Origin of the sequence: Streptomyces griseus, from assembly GCF_900460065.1 — a bacterium.
In the GTDB taxonomy this organism is placed as follows: Bacteria; Actinomycetota; Actinomycetes; order Streptomycetales; family Streptomycetaceae; genus Streptomyces; species Streptomyces griseus.
In genome coordinates, this window is the sequence record NZ_UAVD01000028.1 from 284,502 (window position 1) to 304,103 (window position 19,602).

Below are 19,602 nucleotides of genomic sequence, written 5' to 3' on the forward strand. Positions count from 1 at the left end.
GCCATCAGTCGTACAAGCCGCTATTCGTTCGATGGGTGTTCGACCGCTCGCCCGGTGTGTGGTCCGTGCTCAAAGGTCCGTGCCGCGGTCCGTGCCGCAGCGCGTGCGGCGGGTGCGGATCGATGCGAACCGTCCCCGGGGGCGGGACTTCCCCCACGGACAGCGGGTAACGTCGTGGCGTGCCCGCCGACCCGTTGCCCTGCTTCGCCGAGGAGCCCCCCGTGCCCAGCGCCGGAAGCCATCAGCGCGGCGCGGCAGCCCGCCCGGCCCGCGCTTCGGCGACGAGCGCGGTCGAGGTCGAGGTCCGCAGGAGCACCCGGCGCAGGAAGTCGGTCTCCGCGTACCGCGAGGGCGATCGCACCATCGTGCTCATCCCCGCCCGGATGTCGCAGGCGGAGGAGCGGCGCTGGGTGGGCGTGATGCTGGACAAGCTCGCCGCCCAGGAGAGCAAGCGCCACCTGGGCGACACCGAGCTCACGGAGCGTGCGGCCCGGCTGTCCGCCCAGTATTTCGACGGTCGTGCCAGGCCCGTCACGGTGCGCTGGGTGACCAACCAGAACACCCGCTGGGGCTCGTGCACCCCGGCCGAGGGCAGCATCAGGCTCTCGCACCGGTTGCAGGGCATGCCGGAGTACGTGGTCGACTACGTCCTCCTCCACGAGCTGGCACATCTGCTCGTTCCCGGACACGGCCCCGACTTCTGGCGGCTGCTGGAGGCGTACCCGCGCACCGAGCGCGCCCGCGGGTATCTGGAGGGCGTCGTGGCGGCCGAGCGGCTGCCCCACCTGCCCGCCGCCCGCGAGGAGTGACCGGGACCGGTCGCGTTCGCCGATTCTGTACCGGGTGTGTACCGGCTTGGTCCGATGTCGTCGTTTGCGGTTAGCCTGACGCGACGCATTTACCTTCGGGATGGGGGACGGTCGTTACGCATGGCCAGGGAATTCCAACGCGGCCACAAGGCCAAGATCAGTGACCTCACGGCAGGGACGGATCTGTACGTGGGCGTGCAGATCGCGGCGCCGGGGCTGACTTTCGACATCAGCTGCTTCGGCCTCGACGCCCATGAGCAGCTCTCCGACGACCGGTACTTCATCTTCTTCAACCAGCCGAAGTCGCCCGAGGAGTCCATCCAGCTCCTCGGTGCGCAGGCCGGTGACACCGAGTCCTTCCGCGTCACGCTCGACGCCATCCCGGCAGCCATCCAGAAGCTCTCCTTCACCGCGACGCTCGACGGCGCCGGCCAGATGTCCCAGATCGGCCCGGGATACATCCGGATCGTCGCGGGCGGCGAGGAAGTGGTGCGGTACTCCTTCACCGGATCGGAGTTCACCACCGAGCGCGCCGTGATGCTCGGTGACTTCTACCTGAAGGACGTCTGGCGCTTCGCCGCCGTCGGCCAGGGCTTCGACGGCGGTCTCGACGCGCTCCTGAAGAACTTCGGAGGCGAGATCGCCGAGGAGGAGCCGCCGCCCGCCGCACCGGCCGCCGCCCCGGGATTCGCCCCGCCTGCCCAGGCCGCCGCGCCCCCCGCGTTCGGCGCGCCGCCCCCGGCTCCGCAGCCCGCACCCGCCTTCGGCGCCCCGTCCGCGCCGACGCCGCCGTCCGCGCCGACGCCGCCGCCCGCGCCGCAGCAGCCGATGCACGCGGCGCCGACGATCGCGGCTCCGCTGGCCCCCCAGGCCCCGCAGGCACCCCAGGCCCCGTCCCCGTACGGCCAACCCCAGCAGCCGCACCAACCGCACCAGCCGCAGTTCGGCCAGGTCCCCGGCCAGGGCGCGCCGCCCGCCGCTCCTTTCGGCCAGCAGCCCCCGGCTCCCTACGGCCAGCCCGCACCGGCCCCGTACGGCCAGCAGCCCCCCGTCGGCATGCCCCCGGGCGTCCCCCAGGGCGTTCCCCAGGGAGTGCCGGCCGCGGGCGCGGGTCTCCGGGCGGCCCTCCAGCCGTACAAGGAGACCGCCACCGGCCAGCGCTGGACCCCGCAGAACCAGCAGCTCATGCGGGTCGACCTGACCATGGGCGGATCCGGGGTCCTGGCCCGGCAGGGCAGCATGGTGATGTACCAGGGCAAGGTGGACTTCGGCTACAAGAGCGCCGGGTTCGTCGGCCGTGCCGTGGGCAATGCCACCGGCCAGGAGATGCAGCTGATGCGCTGTACCGGCCGCGGCCAGGTCTTCCTCGCCGAGGAAGGCTCGCACCTGCACCCGATCGAGCTCCAGGGCGACGCCATCTGTGTCTCCGCCGAGAGCGTCCTCGCCTTCGACGAGTCCCTCCACTACGAGGTCCGCAGGGTCGAGGGGCACGGCATCCCCGGCGGGGCACTGTTCACCATGCAGTTCCAGGGCACCGGCACCGTGATCGTGAAGACCCACGGCACCCCGGTCGTCCTGCCGGTCACCCCCACCACGTTCGCCGACTGCAACGCGGTGGTCGCCTGGTCGGCCGCCTCCCAGGTGATCGTCTCGACCCAGGTCCGGCTGCGCCGCAACGCCTACCCCGGGCACAGCGGGGAGACCGTGAACCTCCAGTTCCGGGGAGCCCCCGGCAACTTCATCGTCGTCCAGCCCTACGAGGTCTGAGGGAGCCCGTCATGAACCAGCAACTCGCGGGCTTCGCCCCGACCCCCGTCACGGCCCGGATGGAGAACCACGGCAAGACCATGCTCAAGGTCGCCATGGCCTCCGGGCAGGACCTCTTCGCACGCACCGGCTCGATGGTGGCGTACGAGGGCTTCATCCAGTACGAGCCCAACCCGCCCGCCGCCCGGCAGATCGCCTCCCAGTGGATCACCGGCGAGGGCGCGCCCGTCATGAAGTGCTCCGGCGACGGGCTGCTCTACCTCGCCGACTACGGCGCCGACGTGGTCGTCGTCAACCTCGACAACGACTCCATCTCCGTCAACGGCACCAACCTCCTCGCCTTCGACGCCCACCTCACCTGGGGCGTCGAGAAGGTCAAGGGGCTCGCCAAGTTCGCCGGACAGGGCCTGTGGAACGTCGTCGTCCAGGGCACCGGATGGGTCGCCATCACCTCCCGCGGCACCCCGATCGTCGTCGACTGCGGACGCGGCGAGGACGAGACGTACGTCGACCCGGACGCGCTCGTCGCCTGGTCCCCGAACCTCAAGGTGAAGGGCAAGCGGAGCTTCAAGGCCGGCTCGCTGATCGGCCGCGGCAGCGGCGAGGCGTACCAGATGGCCTTCTCCGGCCAGGGCATCGTGGTCGTCCAGCCGAGCGAGGACAGCACCGACCGGCTGCGGATCCGGAACTGACGGGGAGGGAGAACACATCATGCAGAGTCCGCTTTTCAGCCACACCGAGCAGCAGACCCAGGACCGCTACGCGATCCAGAACCCGCAGCTCCTGCGGGTCTCGCTGACCGGCCACGAGGATGTCCTCGCCCGCAAGGGCGCGATGGTCGCCTACCAGGGCCTGATGGACTTCGACGGCGAATACCGGTCCCAGGGGCAGCGCCGCGCCCGCGCGAACACCGGCGAGGGCCTCGACCTGATGCGCGTGTCGGGCCAGGGCACCGTCTACCTCGCCAACCTCGCGCAGTACATCCACGTCGTGGACGTCGACCGCGAGGGGATGACCGTGGACAGCTCCTACGTCCTCGCCCTCGACTCCTCGCTGCACACCGAGGTCATCGCCGTGGACAGCCAGTACGGGATCTCCGGCAGCGGCAAGTACCAGCTCAACATCTCCGGCTCGGGCAAGGTCGCCCTCATGACCTCGGGCCAGCCGCTGATGATGCAGGTCACGCCCGAGAAGTACGTCAACGTCGACGCGGACGCGATCGTCGCCTGGTCCAGCTCCCTGCGGGTGCAGATGCAGGCCCAGACGCACTCCTCCGGCGTCTTCCGGCGTCGTGGCAACACGGGGGAGGGCTGGGAGCTGAGCTTCCTCGGCCAGGGCTTCGCCCTGGTCCAGCCGAGCGAGGTCATGCCTCCGCAGAACGCCCAGATCGGCCAGGGCGCCCGCGCCCAGTTCGGCGTGGGCCAGCAGGGCTCCCACGGCCAGAACCAGAACAACGCCTGGAGCTGACCGGCACCGGGACGGGTCCGGCGGAACACAGCGGTAAGGGGCGGCCTCCCGGAGGCCGCCCCTTACGCACATCCTTGCGGCCCGCCGCTACAACCGGGACCGCGCGGCCTCCAGCAGGCGCACCACGGAGGCGTCGGCCACCCCCGGCACGTCCGCGTACCCGAACCAGCGCAGCTCCAGGGACTCCTCGCTGATCCGCTCCGCCGCTCCGGGCGGGGCCACCGCGGCGTACTGCACATCGAGGTGCCAGTGGCAGGGGGCGGGAATCGGGTGCCGGTCCAGCCGGACCGGCCCGCCGGGCAGCAGGGCGAGCCCCGTGATGCCGGACTCCTCCGTCGCCTCCCGGAGCGCCGCCGCCTCCAGGGTGGTGTCCCGCTCCTCGCAGTGGCCGCCCATCTGGAGCCACATGCGCAGCTTCCGGTGCAGGGTCAGCAGCACCCGCTCCCGCTCCGGATCGATCACCAGGGCGCTGGCCGTGACGTGCCCGGCCCCGCACGCCTTCCACATGCCGTCCTCGTGCCGTGCCAGGTGGTCCAGGTAGGCCTGACGCAGCTCCGCCTGGTCACCGGCCTCGTCCCCGGGGGCATAGCCCTTCAGTACGAGAACGGCGTCGTCGCGCAGGGTCACAGGTCGCGGCCGTCCTTGCCCTCGCTCGTGCCCTCGTCGCCGCCGTCGTCCCCGCCCTCGACGGGCTTCGGCTTCGGCTCGTCCTCCGCGGCGGGCTTCGACGAGCCCTTCGCCGCCTCGCCGAGCATCTTGTCCAGCTCGGAGAAGTCGGCCTGCTCGTGATGGACGAAGCCGTCCGGGTCGTCCAGGTCGTGGGCCGTCGGCAGCATGTCCGGGTGGGCCCAGAGCGCGTCCCGGCCCTCCAGACCCCGGGCGTCCGTGAGCGAGGCCCACAGGCGCGAGGCGTCCCGGAGCCGGCGCGGGCGCAGCTGGAGACCGATGAGCGTGGCGAACGTCTGCTCGGCCGGCCCGCCGGAGGCGCGGCGCCGGCGCATCGTCTCGCGCAGCGCGTCGGACGAGGTCAGCCGGGACTTCGCGGCCTCGTGGACCACCGCGTCCACCCAGCCCTCCACCAGCGCGAGAGCCGTCTCCAGACGCGCCAGGGACGCCTTCTGCTCGGGCGTGTCCTCCGGCTGGAACATGCCCTGCTGAAGGGCGTCCTGCAACTGCTCGGGCTGGGCGGGGTCGAACTGGCCGACGACGTCCTCCAGCTTGCTGGTGTCGACCTTGATACCGCGGGCGTACGCCTCGACGGCGCCGAACAGATGCGACCGCAGCCACGGCACATGGGCGAAAAGCCGCTGGTGAGCGGCCTCGCGCAGGGCCAGATACAGGCGGACCTCGTCCTGCGGGACGCTGAGGTCCTTGCCGAACCTCTCCACGTTCAGCGGGAGCAGCGCGGCCTTGCCCGCCGGCCCCAGCGGCAGCCCGATGTCGGTGGAACCGACCACCTCGCCGGCCAGCACGCCCACGGCCTGGCCGATCTGCTGGCCGAACATGGCGCCGCCCATCGACCGCATCATGCCGATCAGCGGGCCCGCCATGGCCTGCATCTCCTCGGGCAGCACATCGCCCATCGCCAGGCCCACCCGCTCGGCCACCGGGTCGACCAGCTGCTGCCAGGCCGGCAGCGAGGCCTCGACCCACTCCGCGCGGCTCCACGCCACGGTGGAGACCGAACCGGACGGCATCGACGTCACCCCGTCCAGCCACAGGTCCGCCAGCCGCAGCGCCTCGTCGACCGCCGTGCGCTCGGACGGGCCGACACTCGCGTCCTTGGAGCCGTCCGGGGCGCCCTGCGAGACCGTCTGGCGGGCGATCTGCTTGGCCATGTCCCAGTTCACGGGACCGCCCTCGTAGCTCAGCATCTGACCGAGCTGCTGGAAGGCGGCGCCGAGATCGTTCGGATTCATCGAGCCGAACATCGCGGCGAACGGGTTGTCCCCTCCCGCTCCCGGCCCGAATCCGAACGGGCTCCCGGGCCCGCCCGCGCTCTGCCCACCTTCGGTGGGGTCCTTCTTCTTGCCCTCGTCGCCGTTCTCCGGCTCCTCCGGCGGAAGGCCGAATCCGAATGGGGTGTCACTCACGGGTTTCCTCGGCTCGTAGGGCCGCCGGCTCGAACCGACGGCGACTGCCCGACATCACCATCCAGCGTAGACACCACGCCCGCTTCGGGCCTCAGTGCTCCGCCGACTCCCGGCCTGCGGCAGGATGGACGCCACCTGGTACGTACGCGTCATTCGGGTACGTACTGAAGACAACCGCTGGAGACGCCCGGTGAGTTCCCCAGATCCGCAGGTTCGCGCAGCGCGAAACCTGACCGACCCCTCGCCCGAGAGCACGCCCGAGAACAAACGCCCCAGGTCCCCCGGGAACCGGGGTCCCGTCGTCGCGGTCACCGGCGCCGCCACCGGCATCGGCGAGCTGCTGACCGCCCACCTCGCCGCGTCCGACGCGATCAAGCAGGTCATCGCGATCGACGAGCGCCGTGGAGAGGTCTCCGAGGCGACCTGGCACATCCTGGACGTACGGGATCCGGCGATCGCGGAGAAGCTGCGCGGCGCGGACGTCGTCGTCCACCTGGCCCTCGACCTCGATCTGGAGACCGACCCCGCCGCCCGCACCGCGTACAACGTACGCGGCACCCAGACCGTGCTCACCGCCGCTGCGGCCGTCGGGGTCCACCGGGTCGTGCTGTGCACTTCGGCGATGGTCTACGGGGCGCTCGCCGACAACGATGTGCCGCTCTCCGAGGACGCCGAGCTGCGCGCCACCGCCGAGGCCACCGGCGTCGGCGACCTGCTGGAGATCGAACGGCTCGGCCGCCGGGCGCCCCGCGCCCACCCCGGGCTCAACGTCACCGTCGTGCGCCCCACCGTCCTGGTCGGCGGCACCGACACCGCCCTGACCCGCTACTTCGAGTCCCCGCGCCTCCTGGTCGTCGCCGGATCCCGCCCCACCTGGCAGTTCTGCCACGTCGAGGACCTGGTGACAGCGCTGGAGTACGCCGCCCTGGAGAAGATCGACGGCGAGTTCGCGGTCGGCTGCGACGGCTGGCTGGAGCAGGAGGAGGTCGAGGAGCTCAGCGGCGTGCGCCGGATGGAACTGCCCTCCGCCGTCGCGCTCGGGGCCGCCGCCCGGCTCCACCGGATCGGCCTCACCCCGTCCCCGGCCGGTGACCTGGCGTACACGATGCACCCCTGGGTGGTCAGCGTCAGCAGGCTGCACGACGTGGGCTGGCGGCCGAAGTGGACGAACGAGGAGGTGCTCGGCGCCCTCCTCGAAGAGGCCGAGGGCCGCCACACGCTCGCCGGACGCCGCCTCGGCCGCAAGGACGCCACCGCGGCCGGAGCCGCCGGAGCCACGGTCGCCCTGCTCGGCGCCGCCGCCGTGGTGCGCCGCGCCCGCAAGGCCCGCCGCCGCATCTGACCGCCCGGAGGTCCTGTAGGAGGCTCCAAAGCGGCCGGCCGGCGGCCGGAAGAACAGGCAATTCCGGGATGCCGGAGCCGTACGGCACGATGGGGGCATGGCACCCACCCACGACCACCCCGGCGAGCACGCGGCGGCCGACCCCGTCCGGCTGCTGGCGATCCGGGACACCCCGCTCTCCGTCGACGAGGTCTTCCGTGCCGTCGGCGACGACGCGGCGGGCGGCATCGCTCTCTTCGTCGGCACCGTGCGCAACCACGACGGTGGGCAGGACGTCGGCGCGCTCGGCTATTCCTGCCACCCCTCGGCCGAGGACGAGCTGCGCCGGGTGGCCGAGAAGGTCGTCGCCGACTACCCCGTCCGTGCCCTGGCGGCCGTCCACCGAGTGGGTGAACTGGAGGTGGGCGACCTGGCCGTGGTCGTCGCCGTCGCCTGCCCGCACCGCGCCGAGGCCTTCGAGGCCTGCCGCAAGCTCATCGACGACCTCAAGCACCAGGTTCCGATCTGGAAGCACCAGCGTTTCTCGGACGGCACGGAGGAGTGGGTCGGAGCCTGCTGAGCGCAAACCGGACCGGGGCGCATCAGCCCCGATTTGCGTAACCGCACCCCCGCCACGAGCGTTGGTCTTCCGGATCGTTAATCTGCTGATCGGGCACCCGGTCGCTCATGGGGTAGGGAGGTCGTGATGGCGGTACTCGCTTGGCTGTTGATTCCACTTTTCGCTGCTGTCGGTGGTGCGATATGGGCGAGTTGGGCTGCCCGCAATCGCACGACCGGCGATGTCACCGAACTCGCCGGCTACGCCAGGTTCCGTGACGCGATGGAGAAGTCGCACTCCGGTTCCGGGGCTCTCTGAGGACCGACGCACGCCGCGTGACCCCACTCCGCCGCGTTCCGGTCCCCTCGTACGGACCGGCCCCGGCGGTGCACTGACAGGCCCTTCCCGTACTGTCGTTCCATGCCACGCAGCACCGCGACGATGCTCGCCTCCGCCCTCGTCCTCATCGCGCTGCTCTGCGCAGGCGTGCTGATCAAAGTGCCGTACTCCGAGATGTCCCCCGGACCGACGGTGAACACGCTGGGCGACGCACGGGGCGAACCCGTCCTGCAGATCTCCGGCCGCAAGACCTACCCGGCGTCCGGGCACCTCAACATGACGACGGTCCGCGTCACCGGGGCGGACTACCGGATGAACATCTTCGAGGCCGTCTACGGCTGGCTGGCCCACGACAGCGTCGTGGTGCCGCACGACACGCTCTACCCGGACGGCAAGACCGAGGAGCAGTCCACCCAGGAGAACGCCGAGGAGTTCAGCCAGTCCCAGGAGAGCGCCAAGGTGGCCGCCCTCAAGGAGCTGGACATCCCGGTCGCCACTCAGGTCGTGGTCTCCACGGTGGTCAAGGGCAGCCCCGCCGAGGACAAGCTGCACGCGGGCGACGTGATCAAGGCCGTCGACGGTACCGCGGTCAAGGAGCCCGGCGACGTCGCGAAGCTCGTCACCAAGCACCAGCCGGGCGAGGACGTCACCTTCACCATCATCCCGGCGAAGACCGCCGCCGCGGCCGAGAAGGCCGGGCGGGCCCCCGAGGGCGGCGAGGAGATCACCATCAGGACCGCCAAGGCTCCCGCCGCCGAGGGCGACGGCGAGGAGGGCGGCAAGGACCGGGCGATCGTCGGGATCAGGGCCGGGACGGACCACACGTTCCCGTTCGAGATCGACATCAAGCTCGCGGACGTCGGCGGGCCGAGCGCCGGACTGATGTTCTCCCTCGGGATCATCGACAAGCTCACCCCGGGCGACCTGACCGGCGGCAAGTTCGTCGCGGGCACCGGCACCATCGACGACGCGGGCACGGTCGGCCCGATCGGCGGCATCACCATGAAGCTGGTCGGCGCCCGGAACGCCGGCGCCCGCTACTTCCTCACGCCCGACGACAACTGCGCGTCGGCCGCCGCGGACACGCCGGACGGGCTGACCCTCGTGCGGGTCAAGACCATCGAGGACGCCACGAAGTCGATGGAGCAGATCCGCACGGGGAAGACCGCCGGTCTGCCGAGCTGCTCGACCGGCTGACGGCCGCGCCGCCCGGGAGCCGCACGACGCGGCCCCGGGCGGCGGCCCGGTCAGGACTCGAACGTCGCCGCGAGCGCCTCGGCGAGGCCGGGCACCAGACCGGCGCCGGTCAGCACCTCGGTGGGGGAGTCCTTCTCGCGCAGCCGTACGGCGGACTCGCGGGCCCCGTCGCGCAGGACGGCCACGGTCATCCGCACCTCCTGCCGGTCGGGGTGCTTGGCGACCCACTGGGTCAGCTGCTTGTCGCTCAGACCGTCGGGCACGGAGGCCTCGGCGGACGGCGGCAGCATCAGCCGCTCCACCGTCATGGCGCAGCCGACCACGGCGTCGGGCCAGGCGATGGTGCCGAGGAAGTCGTCGAGAGCCGTGCCCGGGGGAAGCTCGTCCTGCTCGATCGGGGTGAGCGCGGCGACGGACGAACCGGGGTCCTCAAGACCCAGCTGAGCGGCGAGAGAGGGCTCCTGGACCCGCAGCTGCGCGGTGTCGACCAGGGCGAACAGCCGGGCGGGCTGGTCCCAGCCGAGGTTGGAGGCGTAGGCGTCGATTTCGAGGACGGCGACGGTGAGCGGACTCGCTGCCATCGGGGGTCCTGCGGGGGAAACGTTGGGCATGGGCAACATCCTGCCTCCTTCCGCCCCGGGAACGGGAACTAGGTAAAGCCTCAGTAAGTTGCATAGGTGGGCCCTAGGATCGCTGGGCCCGTCCACACGACCGCGAACTACGAGGTGCGCACGTTGGCTTTCCAGATGCCGGACCGCGGCGGAGGCCCGACCGGGCCACGGATCAGAGTCGGCCGCCCGTCCCGGCGCGCCCGTACCCTGCTCATGACATTGGGCGTCCTGGCGGTTCTCGCCATGGCCTTCGTCATGTTCGCCGGGTTCTGGACGGACTGGCTCTGGTACCGGTCGGTCGCGTATTCATCCGTCTTCACCACCACCCTGTGGACCAAGATCGGGCTGTTCCTCGTCTTCGGACTGCTGATGGCGATCGCCATCGGTGTGAACATCTGGCTCGCGCACCGGCTCAGGCCGCCGCTGAGCGCGATGTCGCTGGAGCAGCAGAGCCTGGACCGCTACCGGATGAGCATCGCCCCCTACAAGAAGTGGGTGCTGCTCGCCGTCACGGCGCTCGTCGCGCTGATCGGCGGAGCTTCCGCCTCCGGCCAGTGGCGCACGTGGCTGCTGTACGTCAACGGCGTGCCGTTCGGCCAGAAGGACCCCCAGTTCCAGCTGGACGTCGCCTTCTTCGCCTTCGACCTGCCGTGGTACCGCTTCCTGCTGGGCTTCGGCTTCGCGGCCACCGTGCTGTCGCTGGTCGCCGCCGCGCTGACCCACTATCTGTACGGCGGGCTGCGCATCACCAGCCCCGGCGCCCGTGCCACCGGGGCGGCCACCGGTCACCTCTCGGTGCTGCTGGGCATCTTCGTCTCCCTGAAGGCCGTGGCGTACTGGCTCGACCGGTACGGGCTGGCGGTGAAGTCCAGTGACTTCAAGGCTGCGGACAACTGGACGGGCCTGCGGTACGTCGACGCCAACGCCTACCTCCCGGCGAAGACCATCCTGTTCTGCATCGCGGCCATCTGCGCCGTGCTGTTCTTCGCGACGCTGTGGCGCCGCACCTGGCAGCTCCCGGTCATCGGCTTCGGCCTGATGGTGCTCTCGGCGATCCTGATCGGCGGCCTCTACCCGGCGATCGTGCAGAAGTTCCAGGTCCAGCCGAACGAGCAGGCCAAGGAAGCGGAGTTCATCAAGAAGAACATCAATGCCACGCGCGACGCGTACGACATCGATGACGCCACGGTGGACGACTACGAGGGCCAGGCGACGACGGAGGACGACAGCAAGCTGCGGGCCGCGGCCAACACGGCCGCCAGCTACCGGGTGATGGACCCCAACGTCGTCTCCCCGGCCTTCCAGCAGCTCCAGCAGCGGAGGAACTACTACCAGTTCCCCAAGACGCTGGACGTCGACCGCTACAAGGACAAGGACGGCAAGGAGCAGGACACCGTCATCGGTCTGCGTGAGCTGAACATTCAGGGCCTGCCCAAGCGGAACTGGATCAACGACCACTTCACGTACACCCACGGCTACGGCGCCATCGCGGCCCGGGGCACGACCACCGGGACCAACCCGACGGGTTCCCCGGACTTCACCGAGTCGGGGCTGCCCTCCACCGGTGAGTTCGGCAAGTACGAGCAGCGGATCTACTACGGCGAGAAGACCGAGCAGTACTCCATCGTCGGCGGGCCCCAGAAGGAGCTCGACTACGAGGAGGACGGCGAGAAGACCACCAGCTACAAGGGCGACAGCGGGGTCAGTCTCTCCAACACGTTCAACCGCGCCGCGTACGCGGTCTCCTTCAGCGAGCCGCAGATCATGTACTCCGGAGCCATCGGTGAGGGCTCGCGGATCCTCTACAACCGCACGCCCAAGGAGCGCGTCGAGGCGGTCGCCCCGTGGCTGACCATCGACGGCGACGCCTACCCGGCGGTCGTCGACGGCCGGATCCAGTGGATCGTCGACGCCTACACCACGAGCAACGGCTATCCGTACGCGTCCCGGACCACGCTCGGCGACACCACGGCCGACTCGCTGACCACCAACCAGCGCGCGGTCGTCGCCCAGCAGAACCAGGTCAACTACATCCGCAACTCGGTGAAGGCCACCGTCGACGCCTACGACGGCAAGGTCAAGCTCTACGAGTGGGACACCAAGGACCCGGTCCTCAAGACCTGGCGCAAGGCGTTCCCGGGGACGGTCGAGCCGCGTGGGGAGATCCCGCAGGAGCTCATGGACCACCTGCGCTATCCGCAGGACCTCTTCAAGGTCCAGCGCGAGCTGCTCACCCGCTACCACGTCGAGGACCCCGCCCAGTTCTACAGCGGCAGTGACGCGTGGCAGGTGCCGGACGACCCGACCAACAAGGAGCCCGGCTCCGTCCCGCCGTACTACCTGAGCATGAAGATGCCGGGCCAGGACGAGCAGCAGTTCTCACTGACCACCACGTTCACTCCCCGAGGGCGCCCCAACCTGGGTGCCTTCATGGCGGTGAACGCGGACGCGGCCAGCAAGGACTACGGCGAGATGCGGCTGCTGCGGGTCACCTCCACGGTGAAGGGCCCGGGCCAGGTACAGAGTGAGCTCAACGGCAACGACGACGTCGCCGAGTTCGTGAGGAACCTCAAGGGCACCGACTCGGACATCGAGTACGGGAACCTGCTGACGGTTCCGCTGGAGGGCGGGTTCCTCTACATCGAGCCGGTCTACACGCGCGGTGGCAACCAGAACTACCCGCTGCTGCGCAAGGTGGCCGCCTCGTACGGTTCGAAGATCGTCTTCGAGAACAGCCTCGGGGAGGCGCTCAACGCCGTCTTCGGGGTCGAGGACGGCGGGACCACGACACCGCCCGATCCCGATGAGCCGCCGGGCGAGACCGATGAGCCCCCGGCCACCGGCAGCGCGGCGCTCAAGAAGGCCATCGCGGACGCCCAGAAGGCGTACTCCGACGGTGAGAAGGCGCTGCAGGAGCAGGACTGGCCGGCCTACGGCAAGGCCCAGGAGGCCCTTCAGGACGCTCTGGAGCGAGCCGCCGCCGCGCAGCCCAAGCAGGGCGGCGAGGGGGACAAGGCCGACGGCGCCGAGAAGCCGGCGGCCGGCGCCGAGCCGGACAGCTCGGCCGAGCCCGCCAGCGCGGCCGGGACGGATCCGGCGAGAGAGCCGGATACGGCCGGCGGGGCCGAGAAGGGCTCCGACCAGGGCAGCTGAGAAGACTCCACCCCGCGTCGTGGTACGGTTTGAACACAACGACGCGGGGTGGAGCAGCTCGGTAGCTCGCTGGGCTCATAACCCAGAGGTCGCAGGTTCAAATCCTGTCCCCGCTACTGAAAGACGAAGGCCCGGATCCTGATGGATCCGGGCCTTCGTCGTGCCCGTTCCGCGCCCGGGCCGTGTCGGTCCCCATCCGTGGGCGTGAAGTGCGTTTCGCTGGGCACCAGTTGCATCCGGGCGTGTTTGACTTGTCTCCCTGTGGGCATGTCGACAAAACGCTGTAGTGACCTCACTGGCCGCGATATACCAGGTGTACGCGGGTTACAGGTGGTGCGACGATGGTATTTATGGGGGACAGGGCAACTCTGTTGGAGACAGGGCGGTTTGTGCAGCAGCGCGGCCAAGATGGGGAAAGCGCGGTAGACGCGGCTTTCGCTGCTGCCATCGCCGGAGCGGGCGCGCCGGTCCAGCGGACCGGCGCCGTCGACGCGAGTTCCACCGCGACCGCTGCCGACGAGGACACCACGGACGCGGTCGACGCCGCGGACAGCGCCGAGAGCGAGGCGCGCCACCGGCGCGCCGCCGACGCGGGGGACACCGCGTCCATGAGCGTCCTGGGCGCGCTGCTGCTGCGCCGCGGCGATCTGGACGGCGCCGAGAAGTACCTGCGCGCCGCCACCGCCGACGGGGACCGCGCCGCCGCGAACAACCTGGGCGTCCTGCTGCACCAGCGCGGCTACCCGGACGAGGCCGCGGGATGGTGGCGCATCGCCGCCGTGGCCGGATCCGCCGCCGCCGCGCACGCGCTCGGCCGGCACTTCCGCGAGCGGGGCGACGAACCCGGCGCGGAGTACTGGCTGCGCCAGTCCGCCGAGCAGGGCCACGCGCTGGGCGCGTACGCGCTGGCCGACCTGCTGGAGCACCGCGGCGACGTCGGCGCGGAGCGCTGGCTGCGCGCCGCCGCCGAACAGGGACACCGCGAGGCCGCCTACCGGCTGGCCCGAGCTCTGGAGCGGAAGGCCGTCGAGGACCCGCACGAGGCCTTCGGCCTGGGCCGGGGCGGCGCTTCCGGGCGAACCGGAACGCGCCTCGGCCTCCCCGGCGGCCCGCCCGTACCCGCCGGCGGACGGCCGACGGGCCCCGCGGGCGCCCGGAGCGCGGCCGACGGCGACAGCCCTGTGGCCGGCCCCGCCACCGGCCGGGTCGGCGAGGCCGAGCAGTGGTACCGCCAGGCCGCCGCCCGGGGCCACCGGCGCGCCGCCCTGCACCTCGGCGCGATCCTGGAGCAGCGCGGCGAGCTGAAGGAGGCCGGACGCTGGTACCTCACCGCCGCCAAGGACGGCGAGCCGCGCGCCGCCTGCGCGCTGGGCTTCCTGCTGCGCGACGCGGGCGACGAGGAGAGCGCCGCCGTGTGGTGGCTGCGCGCCGCCCAGGACGGTGACGGCAACGCCGCCAACGCGCTCGGCGCGCTGCACGCCGCACGCGGTGAGCCGCAGACCGCCGAGCGCTGGTACCGGGCCGCCATGGACGCGGGCGACGTCAACGGGGCGTACAACCTGGGGCTGCTCTGTGCCGCCCAGGACCGCACCCCGCAGGCGGAGCAGTGGTACCGCCGCGCCGCGTACGCCGGACACCGCGAGGCCGCCAACGCGCTCGCGGTCCTGCTCCTGCAGGCGGGCGACCACACCGGGGCCGAGCCCTGGTTCTCCAAGGCGGCCGAGGCCGGCAGCGTCGACGCGGCCTTCAACCTCGGCATCCTGCACGCCGGGCGCGACGAGGACCGTACGGCGCTCGGCTGGTACGAGCGCGCCGCGGCGGCCGGGCACACCGACGCCGCGCTCCAGGTCGCCATGGCCCTGCTGCGCGACGGCGAGGACCGGGAGGCCGAGCGGCACCTGCGCTGCGCCGCGGGCGGCGGCAGCGCCGAGGCCGCGTTCCGGCTGGCCGGGGTGCTGGACGCGCGCCAGCCGCCGCCGGGCCCGCCGGCGCTGGGCGAGGCGATGCCGGAGAAGACCGAGTGCGAGGAGTGGTACGAGCGGGCCGCCCAGCAGGGGCACCGCCGCGCCCAGGTCCGGGTCGGCATGCTCGCCGCCGCCCGCGGGGACGTGGAGAGCGCCGCCCACTGGTACCGGGAGGCCGCCGAGGCGGGCAGCCGCAACGGGGCCTTCAACCTCGGGCTGCTGCTGGCCCGTGAGGGCAGTGAGCGCGAGGCCGCCCTGTGGTGGACCCGGGCGGCCGCCGCCGGGCACGGCCGTGCGGCGCTGCGCCTGGCGCTCCTCGCCGCCCGTCGGGGCGAGCTCACCGAGGGGCAGCGCTGGTGCGCGCGGGCGGTGGAGCTCGGCCCGGCCGAGGTGGCCGAACGGGCCGCGCGGCTGCGGGAGGCGCTGCACCAGGAGCTGACCGCGTAACCCTGTCGTGCCCCCGGGCCGGCCTGAACGAATTTGCGCCGCCCGACCCGCTGACGTAATGTTGCGTTCACCGACGCGGGGTGGAGCAGCTCGGTAGCTCGCTGGGCTCATAACCCAGAGGTCGCAGGTTCAAATCCTGTCCCCGCTACTGAAAGACGAAGGCCCGGATCCATCAGGATCCGGGCCTTCGTCATGTCCGGGGATGGCCACCCGGAAGCCGGGCCCGCCCGGAGGCGGGCGCGGCTTCCGGGTCAGGCGGTGGCGGCGCAGTTCGGGCAGACGCCGCGGTACGTCACCTCGACACCCGAGACCGTGAAGCCGTAGCGCTCGTCCGCCGGCAGGTCCGCGAGCGGGTTGCCCGCGGGGTGCACGTCCTTGATGGCTCCGCACACGGCGCACACCAGGTGGTGGTGCGGCTGGTGCGCGTTCGGGTCGTAGCGCTTGGCCCGGCGGTCGGTGGAGACCTCCAGCACCTCGCCGAGGGACACCATCTCGCCGAGGGTGTTGTAGACGGTGGCGCGCGAGATCTCGGGCAGCCGGGAAACGGCCCTCGCGTGGACCTCGTCCGCCGTCAGGTGCACATGGTCCCCGTCGAGGACCTCGGCCACGACACGCCGCTGCGCCGTCATGCGCCAGCCGCGTCCACGAAGTCTCTCCAGCAGGTCGCTCATGCAGCCCAGCCTAACAGTGGGGGAACCGAGTCCCGATCGGGTGTGACTTTGGATGTTTGTTTGACTTAGACAATGTCCATTGTAGGATCGGGACCGGCATACGCCAAGGGACAGGCTGTGCGGAACATCGGACCGGCGATCGAGGCCGGCCGATCTCGGAAGTGCAGGACATGACGCAGGAGGCGCACGTGACGCAGGGACCGCTCACCACGGAGGCCGGCGCGCCGGTGGCCGACAACCAGAACAGCGAGACCGCCGGCGTCGGCGGACCGGTTCTGGTCCAGGACCAGGCGCTGCTGGAGAAGCTCGCCCACTTCAACCGCGAGCGCATCCCGGAGCGGGTCGTGCACGCCCGCGGCGCCGGTGCGTACGGCACCTTCACGCTGACCCGCGACGTCTCGCGGTGGACCCGGGCGACGTTCCTCTCCGAGGTCGGCAAGCAGACCGAGACCTTCCTGCGCTTCTCCACCGTCGCCGGCAACCTCGGCTCCGCCGACGCCGTGCGCGACCCCCGCGGCTTCGCGCTGAAGTTCTACACCGAAGAGGGCAACTACGACCTCGTCGGCAACAACACCCCGGTGTTCTTCATCAAGGACGCCATCAAGTTCCCCGACTTCATCCACACCCAGAAGCGCGACCCGTACACCGGCTCGCAGGAGGCGGACAACGTCTGGGACTTCTGGGGGCTGTCGCCCGAGTCGACGCACCAGGTCACCTGGCTCTTCGGCGACCGCGGCATCCCGGCCACGCTGCGCCACATGAACGGGTACGGCTCGCACACCTACCAGTGGAACAACGAGGCCGGCGAGGTCTTCTGGGTCAAGTACCACTTCAAGACCGACCAGGGCATCAGGAACCTCACCCAGGCGGAGGCCGACAAGCTCGCCGGTGAGGACCCCGACAGCCACCAGCGCGATCTGCGCGAGTCGATCGAGCGCGGTGACTTCCCGTCCTGGACGGTGCAGGTCCAGATCATGCCCGCGGCGGACGCGGCGACGTACCGCTTCAACCCGTTCGACCTCACCAAGGTGTGGCCGCACGCGGACTACCCGCCGATCGAGATCGGCAAGCTGGAGCTCAACCGCAATCCGCGGAACGTCTTCGCCGAGGTCGAGCAGTCGATCTTCAGCCCCGCGCACTTCGTGCCGGGCATCGGCCCGTCCCCGGACAAGATGCTCCAGGGCCGCCTCTTCGCCTACGGCGACGCCCACCGCTACCGCGTCGGCATCAACGCCGACCACCTGCCGGTGAACCGCCCGCACGCGACCGAGGCGCGGACCAACAGCCGGGACGGCTTCCTCTACGACGGCCGTCACGAGGGCGCCAAGAACTACGAGCCGAACAGCTTCGGCGGCCCGTTCCAGACGGACCGCCCGCTGTGGCAGCCGCTCCCGGTCACCGGGGCGACCGGCAACACCGAGGCCCCCGCCCATGCCGAGGACAGCGACTTCGTCCAGGCGGGCGACCTCTACCGGCTGTTCTCCGAGGACGAGAAGGTCCGGCTGATCGAGAACCTCGCCGGGTTCATCGCCAAGGTCTCGCGCGACGACATCGCCGAGCGCGCGATCAACAACTTCCGCCAGGCGGACGGCGACTTCGGCAAGCGGCTGGAAGCCGCGGTCCAGGCCCTTCGCGGCTGACCGGACGCCTGCCGTCGGCCGTGGGCCGGATCCCCTCGCGGGGGTCCGGCCCACCGGTCGTTCCGGCGCCGGCCGCGCGACGGCCGGGCGGTCAGCCGGCGGCCGCGAACGTACGCCGGGCGGGCGCCCAGCAGCGGATGATGTCGCGCACCGACACGATGCCCACCGGGCCGTCGCTGTCCAGCACGATCAGATGCCGGAACCCGCCGTGCGTCATGGCTTCCGCGGCCTCCTGAAGGGTCCAGGCCGGGGCGGCGAACACCACGTCGGTGGTGGTGTGGGCGGACGCGGTCTCCCGATCGGGGTCCAGCCCCGATCCGACCGCGTCGAGGATGTCGCGCTCGGTGATGATGCCGAGCCCGCAGGTGTCCGGATCATGGACGACGGCTGCCCCGATGCGGCGGGCCGACATCAGCCGGGCCGCCTGGCGGAGCGTGTGGGTGGGGCCGATGGTGAGGACCACCGTGCTCATGGCGTCACGGACGAGCATGAAACGAGCCACCTCCTCGGCGAGCCGACTCCGTGAGTCGATTCACAAGTTCACAAGTGGGGGGACTCTCAGAGTCGCACCCTCGGAGCGGGCCGACAAGGGGTGGACGAAGCGCGGGGAGGGCGCCCGAAAAGCACACAACGCGCCCCCGGCGCGCCGCGCGGACCGTGCGGTTGCGGACGGGCCCGGAAGCGGCGGTCAGTACCGCTGGTTCAGGTAGCCCAGCAGTTCGTCGTGGAGCGGCCCGTTGGAGGCCGCCGCGTTCCCGCCGCCCGGACCGTCGACCCCGTCCAGCGAGGTGAACCGGCCCCCCGCCTCCTGCACGATGATCGCGGTCGCCGCCATGTCCCACAGCGAGAGCTCCGGCTCCGCGCAGATGTCCACGGAACCCTCCGCGACCATCATGTACGGCCAGAAGTCCCCGTACCCCCGCGTCCGCCAACAGGCCCGGGTGAGGTCCAGGAGGCCGTCGAGGCGGCCCTGCGCCTCCCAGCCGGACAGCGAGGAGAACGCGAACGAGGCGTCGGCGACCCGCCCCACCTCCGACACGTTCATCCGGGTCGCGGAGGTGAGGCTGCGGCCGGTGAACGCGCCCGCGCCCTTCGCCGCCCACCAGCGCCGGTTCAGCGCGGGCGCCGAGACCACGCCCATCACCGGCTGGAAGCCGTCCTCCCCGGCCTCCATCAGCGCGATCAGCGTGGCCCACACCGGCACACCGCGCACATAGTTCTTGGTGCCGTCGATCGGGTCGATCACCCAGCGCCGCGGTCCGCTGCCCTCGATCCCGTACTCCTCGCCCAGGATCGCGTCCCTCGGGCGGGCCCGGTGCAGGTGGCCCCGGATCAGCTCCTCGGCGGCCTTGTCGGCCTCGCTCACCGGCGTCATGTCCGGCTTGGTCTCCACCTTCAGGTCGAGAGCCTTGAACCGGTCCATCGTCGCCGCGTCGGCGGCGTCCGCCAGTACATGGGCCAGGCGCAGATCATCGTGGTAGTCGGGCATGGCGTCACAGTATCCAGCGCCGTCGGGGGCGGGCTACAGCGCCCCCGCGCGGGCCGCGACCCTTGACAGCTCCCG

Annotated in this window: 16 protein-coding genes and 2 tRNA genes; 12 read left to right on the forward strand and 6 right to left on the reverse strand. The window is 71.3% G+C overall.

Annotated elements, in window-relative coordinates:
* Positions 1–179: 179 nt before the first annotated feature.
* The 4 genes from DTB53_RS19030 to DTB53_RS19045 all read left to right on the forward strand — a co-directional run bounded on the left by DTB53_RS19030 (position 180) and on the right by DTB53_RS19045 (position 4,043).
* Positions 180–809: a M48 metallopeptidase family protein gene (locus DTB53_RS19030; RefSeq protein ID WP_042496169.1), complete on the forward strand. Its 630-nt coding sequence runs from the start codon at positions 180–182 to the stop codon at positions 807–809.
* Between the two features lie 120 nt (positions 810–929).
* A complete protein-coding gene (locus DTB53_RS19035) occupies positions 930–2,576 on the forward strand; it encodes a TerD family protein (protein WP_012379124.1) in 1,647 nt (548 codons plus the stop codon).
* Positions 2,577–2,587: 11 nt separating this feature from the next.
* Positions 2,588–3,268 carry an AIM24 family protein gene (locus tag DTB53_RS19040; RefSeq protein WP_003966438.1) on the forward strand — a complete coding sequence of 227 codons (681 nt, stop codon included), beginning with the start codon at positions 2,588–2,590 and terminating at the stop codon, positions 3,266–3,268.
* A gap of 19 nt (positions 3,269–3,287) precedes the next feature.
* Positions 3,288–4,043 carry an AIM24 family protein gene (locus DTB53_RS19045; protein ID WP_012379123.1) on the forward strand — a complete coding sequence of 252 codons (756 nt, stop codon included), beginning with the start codon at positions 3,288–3,290 and terminating at the stop codon, positions 4,041–4,043.
* A gap of 87 nt (positions 4,044–4,130) precedes the next feature.
* Here DTB53_RS19045 and DTB53_RS19050 read toward each other — a convergent pair whose 3' ends face one another.
* Positions 4,131–4,670: an NUDIX hydrolase gene (locus DTB53_RS19050; RefSeq protein ID WP_003966436.1), complete on the reverse strand. Its 540-nt coding sequence runs from the start codon at positions 4,668–4,670 to the stop codon at positions 4,131–4,133.
* Positions 4,667–6,136 carry a zinc-dependent metalloprotease gene (locus tag DTB53_RS19055; RefSeq protein ID WP_003966435.1) on the reverse strand — a complete coding sequence of 490 codons (1,470 nt, stop codon included), beginning with the start codon at positions 6,134–6,136 and terminating at the stop codon, positions 4,667–4,669. Before DTB53_RS19055 ends, DTB53_RS19050 begins: the two co-directional genes overlap by 4 nt.
* 190 nt (positions 6,137–6,326) lie before the next feature.
* On the opposite strand from DTB53_RS19055, the gene DTB53_RS19060 reads away from it, so the two are divergent.
* From DTB53_RS19060 to DTB53_RS19070, 3 genes are all read left to right on the forward strand, one after another.
* Entirely contained in the window at positions 6,327–7,478 is a 1,152-nt protein-coding gene (locus DTB53_RS19060) for an SDR family oxidoreductase (protein WP_003966434.1), read from the forward strand.
* Between the two features lie 97 nt (positions 7,479–7,575).
* Complete coding sequence (locus DTB53_RS19065; protein ID WP_003966433.1) at positions 7,576–8,037, forward strand: molybdenum cofactor biosynthesis protein MoaE; 462 nt, start codon at positions 7,576–7,578, stop codon at positions 8,035–8,037.
* Positions 8,038–8,436: 399 nt separating this feature from the next.
* Positions 8,437–9,552: a YlbL family protein gene (locus DTB53_RS19070; protein ID WP_012379122.1), complete on the forward strand. Its 1,116-nt coding sequence runs from the start codon at positions 8,437–8,439 to the stop codon at positions 9,550–9,552.
* A 50-nt stretch (positions 9,553–9,602) separates the two neighbouring features.
* On the opposite strand, the gene DTB53_RS19075 is transcribed toward DTB53_RS19070, so the two are convergent.
* The gene (locus DTB53_RS19075) at positions 9,603–10,172 is read right to left on the reverse strand and encodes a PPA1309 family protein (protein ID WP_012379121.1); all 570 of its coding nucleotides are present in this window, start codon (positions 10,170–10,172) and stop codon (positions 9,603–9,605) included.
* Positions 10,173–10,298: 126 nt separating this feature from the next.
* On the opposite strand from DTB53_RS19075, the gene DTB53_RS19080 reads away from it, so the two are divergent.
* From DTB53_RS19080 to DTB53_RS19095, 4 genes are all read left to right on the forward strand, one after another.
* Positions 10,299–13,316, forward strand: a complete 3,018-nt coding sequence (locus DTB53_RS19080; RefSeq protein WP_012379120.1) for a UPF0182 family protein — start codon at positions 10,299–10,301, stop codon at positions 13,314–13,316.
* Positions 13,317–13,358: 42 nt separating this feature from the next.
* A tRNA-Met gene (locus DTB53_RS19085) sits at positions 13,359–13,432 on the forward strand.
* 225 nt (positions 13,433–13,657) lie between these two features.
* Positions 13,658–15,727, forward strand: coding sequence for a tetratricopeptide repeat protein (locus tag DTB53_RS19090; protein ID WP_012379119.1), 2,070 nt, complete (start codon positions 13,658–13,660; stop codon positions 15,725–15,727).
* A 74-nt stretch (positions 15,728–15,801) separates the two neighbouring features.
* Positions 15,802–15,875, forward strand: a tRNA-Met gene (locus tag DTB53_RS19095).
* Positions 15,876–15,978: 103 nt separating this feature from the next.
* Here the strand turns inward: DTB53_RS19095 and DTB53_RS19100 are convergent.
* Positions 15,979–16,398: a Fur family transcriptional regulator gene (locus DTB53_RS19100; RefSeq protein WP_003966427.1), complete on the reverse strand. Its 420-nt coding sequence runs from the start codon at positions 16,396–16,398 to the stop codon at positions 15,979–15,981.
* A gap of 170 nt (positions 16,399–16,568) precedes the next feature.
* On the opposite strand from DTB53_RS19100, the gene DTB53_RS19105 reads away from it, so the two are divergent.
* Positions 16,569–18,038, forward strand: a complete 1,470-nt coding sequence (locus tag DTB53_RS19105) for a catalase (RefSeq protein WP_042496161.1) — start codon at positions 16,569–16,571, stop codon at positions 18,036–18,038.
* A gap of 91 nt (positions 18,039–18,129) precedes the next feature.
* Here DTB53_RS19105 and DTB53_RS19110 read toward each other — a convergent pair whose 3' ends face one another.
* Both DTB53_RS19110 and hisN read right to left on the reverse strand, forming a co-directional pair.
* On the reverse strand, positions 18,130–18,528 hold the full coding sequence (locus DTB53_RS19110; RefSeq protein WP_012379117.1) for a CBS domain-containing protein: 399 nt from the start codon (positions 18,526–18,528) through the stop codon (positions 18,130–18,132).
* 198 nt (positions 18,529–18,726) lie between these two features.
* On the reverse strand, positions 18,727–19,527 hold the full coding sequence (gene hisN / locus DTB53_RS19115) for a histidinol-phosphatase (protein ID WP_012379116.1): 801 nt from the start codon (positions 19,525–19,527) through the stop codon (positions 18,727–18,729).
* Positions 19,528–19,602 lie beyond the last annotated feature (75 nt).

Excerpts from the sequence above, each read along its gene's own strand:
- DTB53_RS19075 (WP_012379121.1), bottom strand. The coding sequence starts at position 10,172 with ATGTTGCCCATGCCCAACGTTTCCCCCGCAGGACCCCCGATGGCAGCG.
- DTB53_RS19110 (WP_012379117.1), bottom strand. The coding sequence starts at position 18,528 with ATGCTCGTCCGTGACGCCATGAGCACGGTGGTCCTCACCATCGGCCCC.
- DTB53_RS19105 (WP_042496161.1), top strand. The coding sequence starts at position 16,569 with ATGACGCAGGAGGCGCACGTGACGCAGGGACCGCTCACCACGGAGGCC.
- DTB53_RS19035 (WP_012379124.1), top strand. The coding sequence starts at position 930 with ATGGCCAGGGAATTCCAACGCGGCCACAAGGCCAAGATCAGTGACCTC.
- DTB53_RS19090 (WP_012379119.1), top strand. The coding sequence starts at position 13,658 with ATGGTATTTATGGGGGACAGGGCAACTCTGTTGGAGACAGGGCGGTTT.
- DTB53_RS19040 (WP_003966438.1), top strand. The coding sequence starts at position 2,588 with ATGAACCAGCAACTCGCGGGCTTCGCCCCGACCCCCGTCACGGCCCGG.
- DTB53_RS19080 (WP_012379120.1), top strand. The coding sequence starts at position 10,299 with ATGCCGGACCGCGGCGGAGGCCCGACCGGGCCACGGATCAGAGTCGGC.
- DTB53_RS19065 (WP_003966433.1), top strand. The coding sequence starts at position 7,576 with ATGGCACCCACCCACGACCACCCCGGCGAGCACGCGGCGGCCGACCCC.
- DTB53_RS19070 (WP_012379122.1), top strand. The coding sequence starts at position 8,437 with ATGCCACGCAGCACCGCGACGATGCTCGCCTCCGCCCTCGTCCTCATC.
- hisN (WP_012379116.1), bottom strand. The coding sequence starts at position 19,527 with ATGCCCGACTACCACGATGATCTGCGCCTGGCCCATGTACTGGCGGAC.
- DTB53_RS19045 (WP_012379123.1), top strand. The coding sequence starts at position 3,288 with ATGCAGAGTCCGCTTTTCAGCCACACCGAGCAGCAGACCCAGGACCGC.
- DTB53_RS19100 (WP_003966427.1), bottom strand. The coding sequence starts at position 16,398 with ATGAGCGACCTGCTGGAGAGACTTCGTGGACGCGGCTGGCGCATGACG.